Below are 17,870 nucleotides of genomic sequence, written 5' to 3' on the forward strand. Positions count from 1 at the left end.
TGCCGGGAGTTAGTGAGTGTTATTATACTCCCTGCCTCAGCAAGTTTTTTTGCTACCAAACCTTAGCCTTAAGCTAATTTCTCACCCGAGGTATCAAAAAAACTACCCTATAATATCCATAGGCATGAATTTCAACCTTTTTGGCTATCTGTTCCTTCTACTTGCGGTATGCTTTTCCTTGCCTTTGCTGATTTACTCTAACCTTATTAGCAGAGGGATAAGCTCGGTGCCAGTGCTGAGGGTGGAAAAGCCAAGGGTAGCAGACTTTAGACCTGTGTTCAAAAGGGAAGAGCAAAAGCAGCAAAGAGAAGTGTCCGTCAGACTGCTTGCTACTGCAGTGGGGAGCGTAAATTTGGCACTAATTGACGCGAACGGACAGGTTAAGACGGTTCGGGTGGGCTCTGAGGTGGGTGGCTACCGGGTTGCACATATAGACAGGAACTACATAATCCTTTCAAGGGGTGAGGAGAAAAAGGCAATAGGCTTTAGCTTTGCAAGGGTGGAGGCTAAGACTACAGAACCTAAAGCCATAGCCCAAGGGGAAACACAAACCCTTCAGGCGGTAGTCCAAAAGAGGGAAATAGAAAGCGTTACCGCGGACCCTGGCGTTATGTTCAGACAAATAAGGCTTGTACCTTATGTGCAGGATGGAAGAACTACAGGCTTTCTCTTTGAATGGGTGGACCCTCAGAGCATGTTTTCAAAAGTGGGCATAGTGCCCGGAGATGTGCTCGTTAGCATAAACAATCAGCAGATAAAGAGCGGAGAAGATGCCTTTAGAATACTGCAAGTTCTGAGAAACGAGAGCAGTTTTAAAATAGGGCTTATCAGAGAAGGCAAACCAGTGGAACTTTTGGTGAGGGTGGAATAGATGCTAAGGTTAATACTGTTTTTGCTTTTGGGCTTATCTGTATGTGTTTATCCGCAAACTGCGGAGGAACTTCAAAAATTAGCCCAAGAGCAAAAAAAGACGGGCAGGGTCTTTTTAAACTTTCAAGATGCGGACATATCCCTTGTAGCTAAGTTTATGTCTGAGCTTACGGGTAAAAATATCATCTTGGACCCGGCAGTGAGGGGCACCATTACGGTGAGCTCCGCAAAGCCCGTCAGCGTGCAAACCGCATGGGAAATATTTCTCTTAGCATTATCCCTGCAGGGCTACGGAGTGGTGGAGGAGAAGAACTACGTAAGCATAGTGCCCCTGCAAAAGGCTACCTCTCTGGCGCAGTTAAAAAAACCCTCCCACTCAGGGGAAGTGATCGTATACATCTACAAGGCGGAAAACACCCAAGCCCTCCAGCTTCAGCAGGCGGTCCAACCCTTTCTCTCTCCCAACGCTAAAATTACGGTACATGTCCCTTCCAACAGCCTGATCATTGCAGACGTAGCCCAAAACGTAGAAAGATTAAAGAAGCTCTTAAAAGAGCTTGACTCTCCAGAGAGGGGCTTGAGCGTCAAGTTGTATAAGCTACAGAAGGCTAAGGCGGAAAGCGTTTTTCAAAGCATTCAGGCTCTGAGCTCTGCCTTTCAACAACAGCTCGGCACACCAATTTTTATAACCTTTAGCAAAGACAGCAACTCAATAGTGGTGGTTGCCAATGAAAAGGTTCAAGGTTTAATAAAGGAAGTTATAGAAACCCTTGATGAAGAAAGCCTCGGTCCCTTAGAGAGGAGCTTTTATATCATAAAGCTGAACCATATCTCCGCAGAGGAACTATACAGAAGCTTACAGACCCTCTTTGGGAGCGGACCTCCCACAACTCAGGCAGTCCAACCTCAAGTTCAACCTCAAGAGCGTAGGACAACTCCACCGGATACGAGGGGCACGGAAATACCACTGAGAAGGGAAGAATACAGAACACCCCAAAGGCAGACAACTCCTCTGACAGCTATAGAAACCAGGGAAGGGCTAAGGATAGGCTTTGACAGGGGCACCAACTCGGTAATAATTTACGGCACTCCACAGGAGTATGAAAGCTTAAAGTCCTTCATAGAAAAGATAGACGTCCGAAGGAAGCAGGTGTTGATCGCCGCCACTGTAGTGGAGATGAGCACACGTCAGGCTCTGGAGTTAGGTGTTCGGTGGCAGATACTTGGAACACAGGGGGGTGCTGCCTTTGGGGGTGCAAGCCTTCAGGACGTTTATAGCGCGCTCCTTTCGGGAAGCTTTGTGATGGGCACCCTCAGCAGAAGCGGTACATCAGTTACCATACAATCCACTACCCTCTTCTTTCCAGATCTAGTGCTTTTGTTCTCCCTTTTGGAAAAGGGTAGTGGTTTTAACATTATTTCTAACCCGAAGGTGCTAACCCTTGACAACCAAGAGGCGATCATAAAAGTGGGTCAGGTGGTGCCCTTTGCGTCTGGGGTCAAGTTTGACATAAACGGACAACCTATCATTACCTACGACTACAAGGAGGTAGGATTAAGCCTAAGCGTCACGCCTACCATCTCAGGAAAGGACCTAAGGCTTTTGATCAATCTCAACCTTCAAGAGATAATAGACTTTCTTAGACCGCAGATAGGTACCCTCAGCTATGCAGTACCCGTCACATCCAACCGCCAGCTAAACTCCGACGTGGTGGTGGAAAACGGACAAACCATAATAATTGGTGGGTTGGTGAGCACAAGGACCTTAGACAATATAGAGGGTGTGCCGGGGCTAATGAATGTGCCGATCCTTGGCTGGCTCTTTAAGAGAAAAACCACCTCCGAAGACAAGGTGTCCCTGTTCATATTCCTAACGCCCTATGTGATAGAAAAGCCAGAGGACCTATCAAAGATCACGGAGGAACACCAAAAGCTCGCACAGGAGCTGAGAAAGAGGGTGGAGGAGGCAAACAAAAAGAAGAGAACAAAAAATGAAGCTGAAGATTAAAGAGGTTCTTCTGCTGGCAGTTCTCTTTGTGCTTTTTTCTGTCTTTATTTTGTTTATTACCCTCCCAAAGTTTTTACTGCTTGATAGGGTGCTAATGGAGAAGGGCATATACCTTATGGCACAGGGTGTAGAGGAGGGTCTGTTTCATGTAAAGCTCAGTAAGGTTCAGGTCTATGATAAAAGCTCAAAGCTTGCGGAATTTGACTCTGCAGTGTTTTCTATAAAGCCCTTTTATCTCTCTCTGAAGGGTACCTGTCAGGGTGGTAGCTTGGAGACAAAACTTTTTTTAAACAAAAAGATTGAGATAGAAGGAAAAAACTTTGGTTGTCTGAGAGGAGCACGCGTAAAGTTTGTAAGCTTGGAGCTGATGGATGGCATAAAGGGAAAGCTTGAACTTGAGGACCTAAGGCTTAGGGATTTAAAGGTGGATGGGCTGACGGTGGAGTTCAAAGGCAGAACCTTCAGCGGGCAAGCGAGGATTCTGGATTCCCTGATCGTAGGAGATGGTGTGGTTTCCTTCAACAGGGCAGACCCGCTCCGCTCTTCCATCAACGGCAAGCTAACAGGCATGGGCTTGAACCTTCAGATTTCGGGAACCCTTCAAAATCCATCGGTAGAAGTGGTGCGATAAACTACCTGACCATCTGTGCGATCTTTGAGTATTTTTTATACACCTTTAGCACATACTCGCTGTTATCCTTTGCCCTCTCTCCCTTGTTGTAGCAATCTATTGCCTTCTTTAGGTTGTTTGGGTAGGAGTCCATGCATCTTCTTAAAACCATGGCGCCAAAGTGTATGTTATAGCAGGGTTCCCATATCCACTCCTTGGGAATTTTGTATTTTTTCAGCCAAAAGGAGTTTATCTGCATAATACCGTAATCTACGCTTCCGTTTTTGTTGTAATTGACCGCCTTTGGGTCAAAACCGCTCTCCACACTGGCAATGGCAGAAAGAAGGTACGGGTCCACTCTGTACCTTTCCCCCGCATCAAAAAAGCAGTGATAAAAACCAAAAGAAAGGTTAAAGAAAGCCAAGAGAATTAGCCACCTCAGCCCCATAGCCCACTCCAAAGCTTTTCTATTCTTGCGTCCCTTTGCAAAAGGTTTAGGTAATTCACCACATACTTGCCCAAGATGTCCAGCTCCACATTCACCAGGTCTCCCTTTTTTCTTGACCTAAGGTTTGTGTTTTGGTAGGTGTGTGGGATAATGTTTATGCTTATAATTTCTCCCTGAATGTAGTTTATGGTTAGGCTTATGCCGTCTATGCCGATGGAGCCCTTTTCTACCACATAGGGTAAATACTCCTTTGGCACTCGGACCCTCAGTTCCCAATGTTCTCCTCTTTGGGAAAGGGCTTCTATGGGAGAGGTAAAATCCACATGCCCTTGCAAAAAGTGTCCCCCTATGCGGTCCCCCACCCGCAGGGCTCTTTCAAGATTTACTGGGTCTCCTTTCTTTAAAAACCTCAGATTACTCCTGCTAAGGGTTTCTTGAGATAGGTCAAAGCTGAGCAACTGACCTTTCCATTCCACCAACGTAAGGCACACACCATTGACCGCCACGCTATCACCCAACTTTAACTCCCCCAAAGAGCTCCTTACTACCAACCTTGCACCCCCCGGTGTGGGCTTCAGACCCTCAACGATTCCCACCTCTTCCACTATGCCGGAGAACATTATAGGACCACCTCCTCCGCAGGAAAGACAGGTCCCTCGTAGCAAACCCTCAAAAATTTTCCATCCTTTGATGGCACCACACAGCCAAGGCATACACCCCAACCGCAAGCCATGTCCGCCTCCAAAGAGAGATAAACCTCCCTGCCCTTTGCCATCTCCTTGAGAGCTTTCAGCATCTTTTTAGGACCGCACGCATGAACAACCCAGGATTCATCAAAGTCCTTTAGGGCTTGTAGAACGCTACCCCTTTGCCCCTCGGAGCCATCGTCGGTAAAAAGTTTGTGCTCTATGCCATTCTCCTTCAGCCACTCCTTCATTACCAAAAGGCTTGAACTCCTCGCTCCGTAGCATACAAAGACCTCTTTGCCAAGGGCTTTTAACTCCTTTGCCAGAAGGGAAAGTCCAGGCATGCCTATGCCACCACCTAAAAGAAGGTGCTTCTGTCCATCCAACCTAAAGAGCCTGTTTCCCAAAGGACCAAGAATTTCCACGCTGTCGCCTTCCTTGAGCCTTGCCATCAGGGCGGTGCCCCTACCAACCACTTGGTAGTATATGCTTATTCGGTCCTCTTTTTTGTCCGCTATGGCAAAAGCCCTCCTGCCCATAGGGTCAAGCCCATTCCAACCCTTCAACATCACAAAATGTCCGGGTTTTATTTCCTCCGGAAAAGGAAACTCCAACTCCATAAGGTAGGTTTGCGGACCCACCTCTAAGTTTTTTAACACTTTAACCCTTAACTCTCTCATTGCTCTTCCTCAAAAGCTGATCTCCAAGCAGGTTAAAGGCAAAGACCACCAAAAAGAGGGCAACACCCGGCGTCAAAAGCCACGGATAGGCACTGATCAGAGGAATATTCCTTGCTTCCGAAAGCATGTTACCCCAGCTGGGCACAGGCTCCGAAACACCCAAACCCAAAAGGCTTAAAGCAGATTCTCCCAAGATAAAGCCCGGAAAGGAAAGAGTGGCAGAAACGATCAGATAGTAATAAGTGTTCGGAAGGATATGCTTAAAGAGAATGCGGAATGTGCCCGCACCGTAGGTCCTCGCTGCATAGACAAACTCCTTTTCCCTCAAAGAGAGCACCATTCCCCTGACCACTCGCGCCAGCCCCGCCCATCCCACAAAGGAAAGAATGAACACGATGGCAAGAAAGAGCTCAAAGCTACCCATGTTTAAAGGAAAGACAGACCTCAAAGAGAGCATAAGGTAGAAGGTAGGAATAGAAAGAAGGACCTCCACAAGCCTCATCAAAATACTATCCACCCTGCCACCCAAAAGACCGGAGATCCCCCCTATAACCGAGCCCAAAATAAAGGTAGTAAGCACACCCACCAAACCAATGGTCAAGGAGACCCTTGCCCCATACACAAGCCTTGAGAAGATGTCTCTGCCCAACTTGTCTGTGCCCAAAAGGTAAAGATGACAGGGCTCTGCCACCGAAAGGAGCTTAAAGCCATAGGGTGTTTTACGGAAAAACTCAAGCCTGCAGGTGGTGTTCGTTTTCTCATAGACCTTAAAGAGGGGGTCCTTTAGCTCGTACTTATGCACGTAAGGTAGAGTAGGTCTGCCATCCTTAAAGAAATGAATGCGCGTGGGTGGATGGTAAGGTACCTGTCTGTTTTGCAGGGCGTAAGGATAGGGGGCTATAAAGTCTGCCAGAAGGGCAAAGAGAACAAAGATAAAAATCACCGTGTATGCAAACCTCAAACCCACCGCTTATATTTTAAAACTAATGCTAACACTGATAAAAGAGCCAATTCTGCTTGCCTTCTTGATCGTCTCCTACAACTTTGCCCTGGTGCAACTGTCCCAAATGTTGGATGTTAGGCTCTATCCTTCTTCTCTGCCTGAACAACTTCATCTGACATTCTTTTTATCCGCCCTGTATGTAGCCTGGCTCTTTGGTGAGAGGCTGAGGACTGTGGCGTGGATCGGTCTTCTGTTTGTGTTTAATGTGCTTTTGCAGGCAGTGGTGGAGCAGAGGTTCAGCCTTGTGTTGGAGCAAATGCCCGCCTTTTTAATAACCCTGCTTGTCATAAGGCTCTTTGAGTCGCCCGTAGAAAAAAGGTGGAGGCAATTCCAAGAGGAAAAGCAAAGACTTGAGGAGGAGCTTTCAAAAAACCAAAAGGAACTAATGGAAGCCCTAAAAACTAAAAAGCTGTATAAAGAGTTAATTGAAAAGCTCACCAAAGAAAAGTACGAGCTTGAAAAAAGAATAGAGAAGCTAACGGAGGAGGAAACGGCAGAAAAAGAAAGGCTCTTGAAGGAAAAGGAAGACATCGTAAAAAAGTTAAACTCCCTCAAAGAAACCCTTAAAGACTACGAGGAAAGGGTAGAGAGGCTAAAGGAGGCAAACAGAAGGCTTTTTGAGATGTTGGAACTTCAACAGGAGAGAACAACCGATAGAGAAGACAGAGAACTTTCAAAGCTCAGAAGCGAAAGAAAAAAATTAATGAAGGAGCTTTTGGCTTTGGAGGAGCTTTTGGAGGAAGTCTCAAGGGAAAACTTAAGACTTAACGAGGAAAAGGAAAACTTACGCCGTCAAGTGGAAGAATTGCAAAGGCAACTCTCTTTGACCCAGCTTCGTCTGGAGGAGTATGAAAGAATAAAATACACAAAAAAAGAACTCTACCAAGAGATGTTGGATTTGGTCCTTGACCGTATAGAGTGGGAAGGTCAAGCCCTTGAGGAATTTATCCAATTGGACCATCAAAGAAAGAGAGAGTTTTTAAAGGAGCTCATGCTTTTGAACATGAAGGAACTGGGAGAGGTCTTTGAAACCATAAAGGGTGTAAAAAACACCTTTAAGCTAAAGCCAAAGGGTGGTAGAATTTACTTTACCTATGGCAAAGAAAAAACTTGGCGTATTCTTGGTATTCTTGATGAAGAGGACCAAAAGCATAAAGATAGGTTCATAAGGGAGTTTGTTAAATGGAGAGGGTAGCCATCACCGGTGCCACGGGCTTTGTGGGTAGGTATGTAGTCAAGGAGCTTTTAAACAGAGGCTACCAAGTTTATGCGCTCGTTAGAAACGCCAAGAAAGTAAGGGATATTTTCCCCGATGGCGTTGATGCCCTTGAGGTGGATTTTTCCGACAAAGATTCTTTAAGGAAAGCCCTTGAGAAAGTTCAGCCCCATTATGTTATCCATCTGATTGGCATACTAGTTGAAGACAGAAGGTCTGGCTCCACCTTTCAAAGGGTGCATTATCTTTATGCAAAGAACTTGTATGAGATATTAAGGGAGCTATCTCCCAAAAGGGTGGTTCATATGAGCGCACTCGGTACCCATAAAGACGCACCCTCTTTATACCACCAAACTAAGTTCATGGCGGAGGAGTTTTTGAAGACTTCCGGGCTAAAGTACACTATACTTAGACCCTCCCTAATCCTTGGTCCAGAGCAAAGGCTCTTTGCGGATATGTGGAACATTACCAAATATCTGCGGGTGGTAGCCTTGCCCGGAGGGGGTGGGTATCTCTTTCAGCCGGTGGATGTTAGGGATGTGGCCTGCGCCTTTGTGAGCGCCATGGAAAAGGAGGAAGCGGTAAACAAAACTTACGAGCTATGCGGTCCAGACAGGGTTAGCTTTAAGGAACTCTTAGAGGACATCTTTTCCCGTTGGAACAGAAAGGTTCTCCTTTTACCAGTGCCAAAAATTTTTATGTATATTGCGGGAAAAGTGGCGGAAAAGGTCCTCAGCCCACCACCCTTTAGCTCAGACCAGATGCTCATGATGTGGAGGGATAACATCTGCGGGCTTGACAAGGATGTGGAGTCAGACGGTGTTAGAAAGCTGTGCAACAAAGAGCCCATACCTTACAAAGAAAGCTTGGAGTGGAGTTTGAAAGAGTTTGCTAAAAGAATGGTATAATTTTCAGTCCAAAATTTGCGGAGGTGTTGGTATGAAAACTCTGGCTTATGGATTTCCAAAGCTCGGCGAAAAGAGGGAGTTCAAGTCTTTGCTTGAAAACTTTTGGAAGGGTAAGATAGACGAGACCCAGTTTGTGGACGGAATGAACAACCTCCGTCGGTGGATGGTGGAAAACTACAGGCAAAATGTGGATATGATCCCCTCCAACGAGCTATCTTACTACGACTTTGTCTTAGACACTGCGGTAATGCTTTCTGCCATACCCTCCCGCTTTGGACAGTATGAAGGCTTAAAAACCTACTTTGAAATGGCAAGGGGCAAGTATGCCCTTGAGATGACCAAATACTTCAACACCAACTATCACTACTTGGTGCCAGAGCTGGAAAATGCAGAGCTAAAGCTCTTGAAGAACTACCTCCTTGAGGAGTATAGGTTCTTTAAGGCTATGGGAGTGGAGACCATCCCAAAAATCCTTTCACCCTTCACCTTCTTAAAGCTTTCAAAAGTCCTCAAAAGAAAAGAAGAGGGTCCATTCCCAATCCTTGAACTTTCAAAAATAGAAGACCAGGCTACCTTTGAAAAATACTTCAATGCAGTTTTTGGAGTTTATGAGGAGGTTTTCAAAGAGTTAAAGGAGGAGGGTGTAAAAGAGGTTCTTGTAGAAGACCCAGCCCTCTGCTTGGAACTCAAAGACTATGAGTGGGACCTGGTGGAGGAGATGTATTCGTGCCTTTCAAAGTACTTGGACATATACCTTTTAACTTACTACGACAGCGTTTCCGACTACCAAAGGTATATAAAACTACCCGTGAAGGCTCTGGGCTTTGACCTTGTTTCCAACAGGGAAAACCTTGAGAATATAAGAAGGTTTGGTTTTCCAGAGGACAAAGTGCTCATAGCGGGTGTAATAAACGGCAGGCAGGTTTGGAGGGCATGCTTGGATGAGAAGGTCCGATTGGTGGAAGAGCTTAGCAAACATGCTAAGGATGTTATCATTGCTAACTCCTGCCCTCTCTTTCATCTGCCCGTTAGCGTGGAGCCAGAAAATGAGTTGGATGCTGAGCTAAAAGAAAGGCTTGCCTTTGCAAAGGAAAAGCTTTTTGAGCTGAGAACCATAAAGTCCGCCATTGAGGGCGACCAACAGGCAAGGTTGGAGGTGGAAAGGGTTAAAAAGCTCCTCTCCATTAAGTTTGGAGAGGTTCCTGAGGTTAGGGAAAAGGTCAAGAATCTGCGGGAAGAGGACTTTGTGAGAGATGTGCCCTACCAGGAGAGGATAAAGCTCCAGCAGGACATCCTAAAGCTTCCATTGCTCCCCACCACCACCATAGGCTCTTTCCCACAGACGGAGGAAGTCAGAAGGGCAAGAACCGAATACCGCAATGGCAAGCTAAGCCCAGAAGAGTACGAAAGGTTTATAAAAGAACAGATAGAGAAGGTCATAAGGATTCAGGAAGATATTGGACTGGACGTTTTGGTACACGGTGAGTTTGAAAGGACAGACATGGTAGAGTTCTTTGCAGAAAAACTTGGTGGAATTGCTACCACCAAACACGGATGGGTTCTATCTTACGGTTCAAGGGTCTATAGACCACCCATCATATACGGAGATGTTTATCGCCCAGAACCCATGACCCTAAAGGAAATCACCTACGCCCAGTCGTTGACCCAAAAGCCCGTTAAGGGCATGCTAACTGGACCTGTCACCATACTTAACTGGAGCTACTACAGAGAGGACATTCCCAAGGAAGAGATCGCATACCAAATAGCTTTAGCTTTGCTGGAAGAGGTAAAGGATTTAGAGAATGCTGGCATCAAGATAATACAGATAGACGAGCCTGCCTTTAGGGAAGGGGCACCCTTAAAGAAAAGGGATTGGCCCCATTACTTTAGCTGGGCGGTAAAAGCCTTTAGGCTCTGCTCCAAGGCAAAACCCCAGACCCAAATTCACACCCACATGTGCTACTCGGAGTTTAACGAAGTCATAGAGTACATATATCAGATGGATTTTGATGTTATATCCATAGAGGCATCCCGGAGCAAGGGAGAGATCTTGTCCGCCTTTGAAAACTTCAAAGGTTGGGACAGACAGATCGGCATAGGTGTTTATGATATACACTCTCCCGCTATACCGGACAAGAACAGCATAAGGCAAATTCTGGAAAGGGCGATGAAGGTGTTGCCCGTGGAACTACTTTGGGTAAATCCAGACTGTGGACTAAAGACAAGAAGGTGGGAAGAGGTAGTGCCAGCCCTCAAAAACATGGTGGAATGTGCGGAGGAACTGAGAAAAGAGCTGGTTAGTGTTTAAGAGATATAGACCACTTCGTTCATGTGGAAGAGCTTTCCCACCACTCCGGGGGAAAGCCTTTCCTCCAAACTGTTTAAGAGGTCTTCCTCGGACTTCTTAAGCTGGTAGTTGGTGGTGATGAGAGTACTGAGTTGATGATTGTAGCGGTATGTGATGAGCAAAGAGAGAACCTCTATGCTCCAGTCGGAGAGCCTTTCACTGCCCAGGTCATCCAGCGCCAAAACAGGAACCCTCATCAAAAACTTGAGCATCCTACTGTATTTATCTTCCTCGGAGCCTGCGTAAAATCTAAGTTGAAAGAGCATCTCCTTAGTATCAAAGAAAAAGCCTCTGATCCTTTTTTGTCTGTATAGTGCCTTTAGGACACCCACTACCAAATGGGTCTTTCCCATCTGGGGAGGTCCCACTAAGGTAATGCCCTTGCCCTCCTCGGGATTAAAATTGAAAACAAACTCCTTACAAACTTCAAGGGCTCTCCTTTGGGCTGGTGAAATGGGTTGGTAGTTATCAAGCTCCGCACTCCAGAACTTTTTAGGAATGTTCAAAAGCCTTTGAAAGTTCTCCTCCTTAAACCTACATTGGCACAATTCAACCACATTACCCTTATCCACAAAGCCCGTTCCCTTACAGATTGGACAGTTTTTGTCTGCCATGGTATTATATTAATCCCACGGGGAGGAAAAAATGAAAATAGTAATGCTTCTTACCCTTGCCCTCTTGTTCTCCTGCACGCCCACCATAAGGCAGAGCATATTCCCTTACAAAAACAGCAACATAGATGTGGTCAAAAAGGGAAACTTTGGCTTTTCGGAGGAGGAGGAGAAGTTTTTAGCACAAGAGGCTAAGGTCTTTAACATAGAGATCCCAGACAGAGAGGAGATAAGAAGGTTTGTCAATTATTTTCTGGCAAACAGGCAGTCCTTTGAAAATACCCTAAGAAGGGCTAGCTACTACATACCAATAATACTCCCTATATTGCAAAAGCACGGTCTGCCGGAGGAGCTTGCCCTATTGCCCGCAATAGAAAGCGCCTTCAATCCATTTGCGGTTTCCCGTGCTGGCGCTGCTGGGCTGTGGCAGTTTATACCCTCTACCGCAAGGAGGTATGGACTTAGGGTGGATGGGGAAATAGACGAGAGGTTTGATGTGATAAAATCCACCGAGGCTGCCGCCATGTATCTGAAAGACCTCTATCAGGCGTTTAAAAACTGGGAGCTTGCCCTGGCAGCCTATAACTGTGGAGAAAGTTGCGTAGCAAGGAGGACAGGTGGGATCAACTTTTGGGAGACGCAGAACTTTCTCCCTCTCGAAACAAAAAATTATGTACCCGCCTTTTTTGCCGTTTTACTTCTTACAAGATACCCAGAAAAGTATGGCCTGAACATCAACATGGAAAAGGTCGGATTGGTGGTAAACAAAGTTCAGGAAGAAACAAAAGTAGAGAAGGTTTTAGCGGATAAGAACCTAAAAGAGAGCGTCTTTAGGGACTTTAACCCTCACATAAGGGGAGATAGGATTCCGGCGGGGACATACATATATTTACCCCAAGGGCAGACCGCCTTAAAAGAAGAAAAAACGATACTACTGGAAAACGGCGCAAAAGTAATAATCAGATGATGGATTGGATTGAGGAGGAGCTACAGAAAATACAACAGCAAAAACTCCTCAGAAGGCGATCTCTACGGGAGGGCTTAATAGACCTTTGCTCCAACGACTATCTTGGTTTAAGAGAACATCCCGAGGTAAAGGAGGAAGCCATCAGGGTAATAAAGGATTACGGTGTTGGTAGCGGTGCATCCGCCTTGGTTTCTGGCTACACGATTCACCACAAGTCTTTGGAGGATAAGCTGGCGGATTTTAAAGGGGTTCCCGCCTGCGTCCTATTTGGTTCTGGATATCTGGCAAACCTGGGCACAATACCCGCCTTGGTCTCCGAAGGAGACATGATCCTCAGCGACCAACTCAACCATGCGTCCATCATAGACGCTTGCAGGCTCTCAAGGGCAAAGGTATTCGTTTTCCCACACCTTGACTATGAGAAGGCTGAGGAGATTCTAAAGGAAAACAGAAAGGCTTACAGAAGGTGTCTGTTGATCTCCGACAGTGTTTTTAGCATGGATGGAGACATAGCCCACCTTCCCACCCTGCTAAAACTCTCTCAGGAGTACGATTGCATGCTAATGCTTGACGAAGCCCACGCAACGGGCACTTTGGGGGAAAAGGGTAAAGGAATACTTTATGCCTTTGGTATTCCTTGGCAGGAAAACATTATATTAATGGGGACCCTCTCAAAGGCTCTGGGCTCTTATGGCGCCTTTGTGTGCGGTTCCCAAAGGCTCGTGGATTACCTCGTAAACAGGGCAAGAAGCCTCATTTTTTCCACCTCTTTGCCTCCTTCCCTGTGTGCGTCCGCAAAAAAGGCTTTGGAGATTTTGGAGAGGGAAAAGTGGATGGTGCCCACTTTGAAGAGTGTGGCGGAGGAGATATACAGAAGACTTTCAGAAATGGGCTTTTTTGTAAAGTTCTATGGTACTCCCATTTTACCCATAATGCTCTACTCGGAAGAAAAAGCCCTTGAGTTGTCCAAGTATCTACTTGAAAGGAGCGTCTTTTTACAGGCTATAAGATATCCCACAGTGCCAATGGGCGAGGCAAGGCTAAGGCTTACTGCAAGCTTGAAATACAAAAAGGAGGACTTGGAATATTTCTATACGTTGCTAAAATCCCCTCCCCCACCCTCCCTTCACTGACCCCCTCTCTCCGGAACCCAACTTCTAATCTACCTCACCAAGTTTATAGTATCATCAAGGATCGTATTGGTCGCAGTTATAGTTCTTGCGTTAGCCTGATAAGCCCTTTGGGCGGAGATCAGGTTTATAAATTCGGAGGCAATATCCACGTTTGACATCTCCAACATACCAGAACGCACCTTTTCTGAACTACCGGCAACCATTATGGTTGGCGTTGAAATGGAGGTATACAGATTTGCACCCTTTTTTATCAACTCCTCAGGGTCGGAAAAGACCGCTATGGCTACCCTGTACGAGGGCAAAGATTTTCCATTGGAATACACACCAACGACTGCACCATCCTCAGATAGCACGTAAACATCCACCAGGTCGCCCTTAGCATATCCATTCTGGTCTGCGGTTATTACAAAGTCTGCGGAATACTGGGTAATGTAAGAGTTTGATATGGAGCCTCCTACACCTGGGGCCCCAGTTTGAGGTGTTTCACCCACATATATACGCCAATCGGTGTTGGCGGGGAATGTTCCACCGCTGGGGGTAGCGGTGGGAACAGTTAATGTGGCTGGATTTAGGTAATATAGAAAATTCCTTCCATCTGGAGAAGGTTCCCTGAGAACCGTAGTATTGTCATATATCAACTTCCCTGACGGGTCAAAGCTCACAGTCCAATCTCCCGACAGTTCGTATCCGGGTGTAGCTGGGTCTATATCAGACCTAAGATATATTTCCCACGTGTTTGTTGTAACTCTTCTAAAGAAGAGGTCCGCCTGATAAGGAGTTCCCAAGCTGTCGTATATGGTTATGGTGTATTTGTAGTTATAGGAAGCAGGGTTTGTAGGGTCAAAAGCTACCGCTGGTATACCTGCATCCGCGTTTAGGTTGGAAGGTTGTAAAAAGTTTATGGTGCTTGTGGCTTTTGGCGTAAGCTGTTGCACAACATGTATATCCTCCAAACCTGTGCCAACAATATTTCCTTTTTCATCAACTTTAAAGCCCTGAAGCTTAAATCCTGCCGAATTTACCATATACCCATCCCTGCTTAGTCTAAACTGCCCATCCCTAGTGTAATAGGATATTTTGCTGATTGGATCTTTTACTATAAAAAGCCCCTTTCCCTGTATTGCAAGGTCTGTGTTCACGCCTGTTTGCTTAAAGTTGCCTATAGTCCAAAGCTTTTGGGTGCTATCCACCAAAACACCAGCACCGTAGGTGGTAGATTTCACGGTATTGGTTACAGTGTTTAGTCCTATGGTAACGGAGGATACCACGTCCTGAAAGATAGGTCTACTTCCCTTGAAACCAATATTATTCACATTTGCCAAATTGTCTGAGGTTATATCCATCCATGTTCTGTAGGCATTTAGCCCAGTTACTGCGTTAAAAAAACTTCTCATCATGACTACACACCCCCCAAGTATATTATTTTTGATGGGTCTATCATGCTACCATCCAAAAGCTCAAAAAGTAGCTGTCCGTTCATCACTGCTGCAGCTTTTATACTACCCTTTATCCCAAGTTGCACGTTTGGATACTCTAAACCATCTTTAAAAACCTTTACCCGAAACTGTCCCTTTGGAAGACCGTCCAAATTCAATTCGTTTAAGCCTTTTTTTAAATCTATCTTTATCTCTTTCACCACTTGATCTCCATCAAAGAATTTAACGGTAGCTTGAGATACATCCTCAGGTGATAAAAGGTAATATTGCCCTCCCTTTACAGTATTTACCTCTTCTGTGGAAAAGATAACATCCTTTCCTACCAAAGAAAGGCTTGAGATAAGCGTTGATTGATTAAAGAGGGCTTTAAGACCTTCGGTAAAGGAGCGTATATCGTTAAAGAACCTGACTTGGTTTAGCTTTACCATATCGTCAAGCATCTTAGAAAGGTCTTGGGTTTGGAAAGGGTCTTGATAGCGCAGAGTTTCCATATAGATCTTCAAAAAGTCCTCAGAGGTAAGGTTATCCACCCCCGGCGCGTAGTTAGACGGGAGAACCTTCGGCTCCTGTGGTTTAAAGCTCACTTGCATTTTTTATCCCTCCCTGTGCTTTTTACTCAACTCCTCTTGCAAAATTTGAGCAAAGCTTTTGTCTTGCACCTTTGCTCCCTTCAAACTTCCCTTGAGGTCGTACAGCCTTTCCTCCTTTCTGATCACTATTTCGTTTTCCTTCACTTCTAACTTTACTATGTCACCCTCCTTTAGGTTCAATTTCTTCCTGACTTCGCTGGGCAGGGCTATGAGCCCCCTTGCCATAATCTTTACTACCTCATCCATGGTGTATGAATATATGCCATATGTTTGACAATGTCAAGAGGTTTGATGAAAAACCTTAATCTAACATACTCAACTTTCAAACATCCCTTGTTTCCAGAGAACTTGAGTTAAAATAAATAGGCTAAAACTCTTCAGGAGGTGTGCATGAAAGCTCTGGTGGAGCTTGCCAACAAGGCAAGGGAAGTAAGCGGAGTAAGGATTTACAAGAGGAATGTGGAAGCGGTGCTTTCTGCAGTTTTGAAAAGTGGAGATTTTTGGGAAATAGTAGATATGTCAAGCCTGCCTGTGCCCGCCGCATCGGGCATAGTAAAGGTTTTAATTGACGAAGGCATTCTCTTTATTGACGATGAAGAAAACATAAAACTGACCCAAAAAGGTTTTGATTTTGTTAGAGAGCTGGGCATAGAAACCTTTGAAGATCACTCTTGCAAAGCCTGTGAGGGCAGAGGAATACCCTTTTATGCAAACATAGAACTGTACAGGGAGTTTTTACAGCTAACAAAGGACAGACCAAAGGCTATAAGGGACTACGACCAGGGTTCAGTTACTCCCGAGACCACCATATCTCGGGTGCTTTTCATGGATTCAAGGGGAGACCTAAGAAACAAGGACATCATAGTTTTAGGGGCGGAGGATGACTTAACTGGTCTTGCAATAGCCCTTACCCGAAAGGCAAAGAGCGTTTTGGTCATAGACATAGACAAAAGGCTCATTGATTTTGACAATCAAATATTCAAAGAGTTGGGCATAGACAACGCCAGGGCGATGGTTTGGGATCTCAGGAACCCGCTACCTGAGGATATCCTGGGGAATTTTGATGTTTTTGTCTCGGACCCACCGGAAACATTGCCCGCCTTTAGGGCTTTCATAGGAAGGGGCATTGCTACCCTGAGGGAAGAGGGAGGAGTAGGATATTTTGGCTTGACCCTAAGGGACTCTTCTGTCTTCCGTTGGAGGGACTTTCAGATATCCCTCACATCCGAGTTTGGCGTAGCCATCACAGACATAGTGCAGAACTTTAACCATTACATAACCTGGGATTATCACTCGGAGACAAAGGCGGCAGAGTTAGCCCCTGTAAAGAGGGAACCTAAGACCATATGGTATAAATCCGCTTGGTACAGGATAGAAGCCCTGCCCGGCTTTAAGAGGTGGAACGAACCCATTTCCGATGATGTCTTTTATCTTGACGAGGAAGGCTCCACCACTTGAGGAGAGACTGAGGGAAATTTTAGAAAAGGAATACGGAATTTCTGACGAAGGGACCTACCAAGCCCTCCTCAAGCTAATGAAGGGCTGGCTAAAGCCTTCCGTACCAGGGGAAGGCATTTCTCTTACAAAGGATGGTTCTTACACCTTAATAGCCAAAGAGTATGGTGAGCCCTACCATAGCCTTACCGCAGGAGCCCTAAGTGAATGCGTAGAGAAGTTCCTAAAACCCTCCGGACTTCTTGAAAGGGTAGAAGGGAGTAAGATAATCAGAGTGGTGGATGTAGGCTTTGGACTGGGCTACAATGTGGTGGTCATGCTTAAGCACCTGAGGGATGTGAAAAAGGACTTATACATTGAGGTTCTATCCTTTGAAAAGGAACTACCCAAAGAAGTTCCCCCACCGCCGGAGGAATATTTGCCATACTGGAAGCTACTTTGGGATAACCTACCCTCCTTTGAAAAGGATGGTATCTCCTTCAGACTACTTTTGGGGGATGCGAGGGAAAGGGTAAAAGAGATTAAAAGTTTTGATGCAGATGCCATTTTTCACGATGGGTTTTCTCCTTACAAAAATCCCGAGCTATGGACCTTGGATTTTTTGGCTCTTCTCACAAAGCTTTTAAAAAGGGATGGTGTGTGGGTTTCTTACACCTCTTCCCTTGCGGTTAGAAAAGCCCTAAAGCTTTTGGGCTTTAATCTGCAGAGCACGTATCCTGTAGGAAGGAAGATGGGAGGGACAAAGGCAGGCTTTGAAATTGAGGAGTCTTTGACGGAAGTAGAAGCTCAAAAGCTCAAAAATTCTCCCTTTGCGGTGCCCTTTAGGGATCCCACTCTGAACAGAGAACCCTTGCACATACTAGCAGATTATGGGCTTAGGGTGCTTTATAATAAAAGTTAAG

General features: G+C 45.7%; 18 protein-coding genes. 10 read left to right on the plus strand and 8 right to left on the minus strand.

Annotated elements, in window-relative coordinates; genetic code table 11:
- Positions 1–124: 124 nt before the first annotated feature.
- Genes THERU_RS06590 through THERU_RS06600 form a run of 3 tightly spaced genes read left to right on the plus strand, consistent with a single transcriptional unit; the run spans position 125 to position 3,509 of the window.
- Positions 125–871, plus strand: a complete 747-nt coding sequence (locus THERU_RS06590; RefSeq protein ID WP_169727099.1) for a PDZ domain-containing protein — start codon at positions 125–127, stop codon at positions 869–871.
- Positions 872–2,878: a type II secretion system secretin GspD gene (gene gspD / locus THERU_RS06595; RefSeq protein ID WP_025306489.1), complete on the plus strand. Its 2,007-nt coding sequence runs from the start codon at positions 872–874 to the stop codon at positions 2,876–2,878.
- Positions 2,862–3,509: a hypothetical protein gene (locus THERU_RS06600; protein WP_025306490.1), complete on the plus strand. Its 648-nt coding sequence runs from the start codon at positions 2,862–2,864 to the stop codon at positions 3,507–3,509. Before gspD ends, THERU_RS06600 begins: the two co-directional genes overlap by 17 nt.
- A 1-nt stretch (position 3,510) precedes the next feature.
- Here the strand turns inward: THERU_RS06600 and THERU_RS06605 are convergent, their stop codons facing one another.
- Genes THERU_RS06605 through THERU_RS06620 form a run of 4 tightly spaced genes read right to left on the minus strand, consistent with a single transcriptional unit; the run spans position 3,511 to position 6,269 of the window.
- Positions 3,511–3,936: a lytic transglycosylase domain-containing protein gene (locus tag THERU_RS06605; protein ID WP_025306491.1), complete on the minus strand. Its 426-nt coding sequence runs from the start codon at positions 3,934–3,936 to the stop codon at positions 3,511–3,513.
- On the minus strand, positions 3,927–4,556 hold the full coding sequence (locus THERU_RS06610) for a riboflavin synthase (RefSeq protein ID WP_025306492.1): 630 nt from the start codon (positions 4,554–4,556) through the stop codon (positions 3,927–3,929). Before THERU_RS06610 ends, THERU_RS06605 begins: the two co-directional genes overlap by 10 nt.
- Complete coding sequence (locus THERU_RS06615; RefSeq protein ID WP_025306493.1) at positions 4,556–5,302, minus strand: dihydroorotate dehydrogenase electron transfer subunit; 747 nt, start codon at positions 5,300–5,302, stop codon at positions 4,556–4,558. The genes THERU_RS06610 and THERU_RS06615 overlap by 1 nt, the downstream gene beginning before the upstream one ends.
- Entirely contained in the window at positions 5,283–6,269 is a 987-nt protein-coding gene (locus THERU_RS06620; RefSeq protein ID WP_025306494.1) for an ABC transporter permease, read from the minus strand. The genes THERU_RS06615 and THERU_RS06620 overlap by 20 nt, the downstream gene beginning before the upstream one ends.
- 19 nt (positions 6,270–6,288) lie before the next feature.
- On the opposite strand from THERU_RS06620, the gene THERU_RS06625 reads away from it, so the two are divergent.
- The 3 genes from THERU_RS06625 to metE are packed head-to-tail and all read left to right on the plus strand — an operon-like array spanning position 6,289 to position 10,737.
- Positions 6,289–7,500 (plus strand): coiled-coil domain-containing protein, encoded by a 1,212-nt coding sequence (locus tag THERU_RS06625; RefSeq protein WP_025306495.1) that lies wholly within the window; start codon positions 6,289–6,291, stop codon positions 7,498–7,500.
- Positions 7,488–8,429 (plus strand): SDR family oxidoreductase, encoded by a 942-nt coding sequence (locus tag THERU_RS06630; RefSeq protein WP_025306496.1) that lies wholly within the window; start codon positions 7,488–7,490, stop codon positions 8,427–8,429. Before THERU_RS06625 ends, THERU_RS06630 begins: the two co-directional genes overlap by 13 nt.
- A gap of 31 nt (positions 8,430–8,460) precedes the next feature.
- Positions 8,461–10,737 carry a 5-methyltetrahydropteroyltriglutamate--homocysteine S-methyltransferase gene (gene metE / locus THERU_RS06635; RefSeq protein WP_025306497.1) on the plus strand — a complete coding sequence of 759 codons (2,277 nt, stop codon included), beginning with the start codon at positions 8,461–8,463 and terminating at the stop codon, positions 10,735–10,737.
- On the opposite strand, the gene THERU_RS06640 is transcribed toward metE, so the two are convergent.
- Positions 10,734–11,390: an ATP-binding protein gene (locus tag THERU_RS06640; RefSeq protein ID WP_025306498.1), complete on the minus strand. Its 657-nt coding sequence runs from the start codon at positions 11,388–11,390 to the stop codon at positions 10,734–10,736. The two genes, metE and THERU_RS06640, sit on opposite strands and share 4 nt — an antisense overlap.
- 31 nt (positions 11,391–11,421) lie before the next feature.
- On the opposite strand from THERU_RS06640, the gene THERU_RS06645 reads away from it, so the two are divergent.
- Positions 11,422–12,354 (plus strand): lytic transglycosylase domain-containing protein, encoded by a 933-nt coding sequence (locus tag THERU_RS06645; protein WP_025306499.1) that lies wholly within the window; start codon positions 11,422–11,424, stop codon positions 12,352–12,354.
- Entirely contained in the window at positions 12,351–13,487 is a 1,137-nt protein-coding gene (gene bioF / locus THERU_RS06650) for an 8-amino-7-oxononanoate synthase (RefSeq protein ID WP_245565814.1), read from the plus strand. The genes THERU_RS06645 and bioF overlap by 4 nt, the downstream gene beginning before the upstream one ends.
- Before the next feature lie 29 nt (positions 13,488–13,516).
- Here bioF and THERU_RS06655 read toward each other — a convergent pair whose 3' ends face one another.
- From THERU_RS06655 to THERU_RS06665, 3 genes are read right to left on the minus strand one after another with little or no spacing between them, the layout of a single operon-like run.
- Entirely contained in the window at positions 13,517–14,884 is a 1,368-nt protein-coding gene (locus tag THERU_RS06655; RefSeq protein WP_025306501.1) for a flagellar hook protein FlgE, read from the minus strand.
- Between the two features lie 2 nt (positions 14,885–14,886).
- The gene (locus tag THERU_RS06660; RefSeq protein ID WP_025306502.1) at positions 14,887–15,513 is read right to left on the minus strand and encodes a flagellar hook assembly protein FlgD; all 627 of its coding nucleotides are present in this window, start codon (positions 15,511–15,513) and stop codon (positions 14,887–14,889) included.
- A gap of 3 nt (positions 15,514–15,516) precedes the next feature.
- Positions 15,517–15,759 carry an AbrB/MazE/SpoVT family DNA-binding domain-containing protein gene (locus tag THERU_RS06665; protein ID WP_025306503.1) on the minus strand — a complete coding sequence of 81 codons (243 nt, stop codon included), beginning with the start codon at positions 15,757–15,759 and terminating at the stop codon, positions 15,517–15,519.
- A 144-nt stretch (positions 15,760–15,903) separates the two neighbouring features.
- Between THERU_RS06665 and THERU_RS06670 the strand changes: the two genes are divergently transcribed.
- Both THERU_RS06670 and THERU_RS06675 read left to right on the plus strand, forming a co-directional pair.
- The gene (locus THERU_RS06670) at positions 15,904–16,971 is read left to right on the plus strand and encodes a bis-aminopropyl spermidine synthase family protein (RefSeq protein ID WP_038532227.1); all 1,068 of its coding nucleotides are present in this window, start codon (positions 15,904–15,906) and stop codon (positions 16,969–16,971) included.
- Entirely contained in the window at positions 16,946–17,869 is a 924-nt protein-coding gene (locus THERU_RS06675) for a tRNA (5-methylaminomethyl-2-thiouridine)(34)-methyltransferase MnmD (protein ID WP_245565815.1), read from the plus strand. Before THERU_RS06670 ends, THERU_RS06675 begins: the two co-directional genes overlap by 26 nt.
- The last annotated feature ends 1 nt before the right edge of the window (position 17,870 follow it).

The sequence above is a fragment of the Thermocrinis ruber genome, assembly GCF_000512735.1.
Classification (GTDB): domain Bacteria; phylum Aquificota; class Aquificia; order Aquificales; family Aquificaceae; genus Thermocrinis; species Thermocrinis ruber.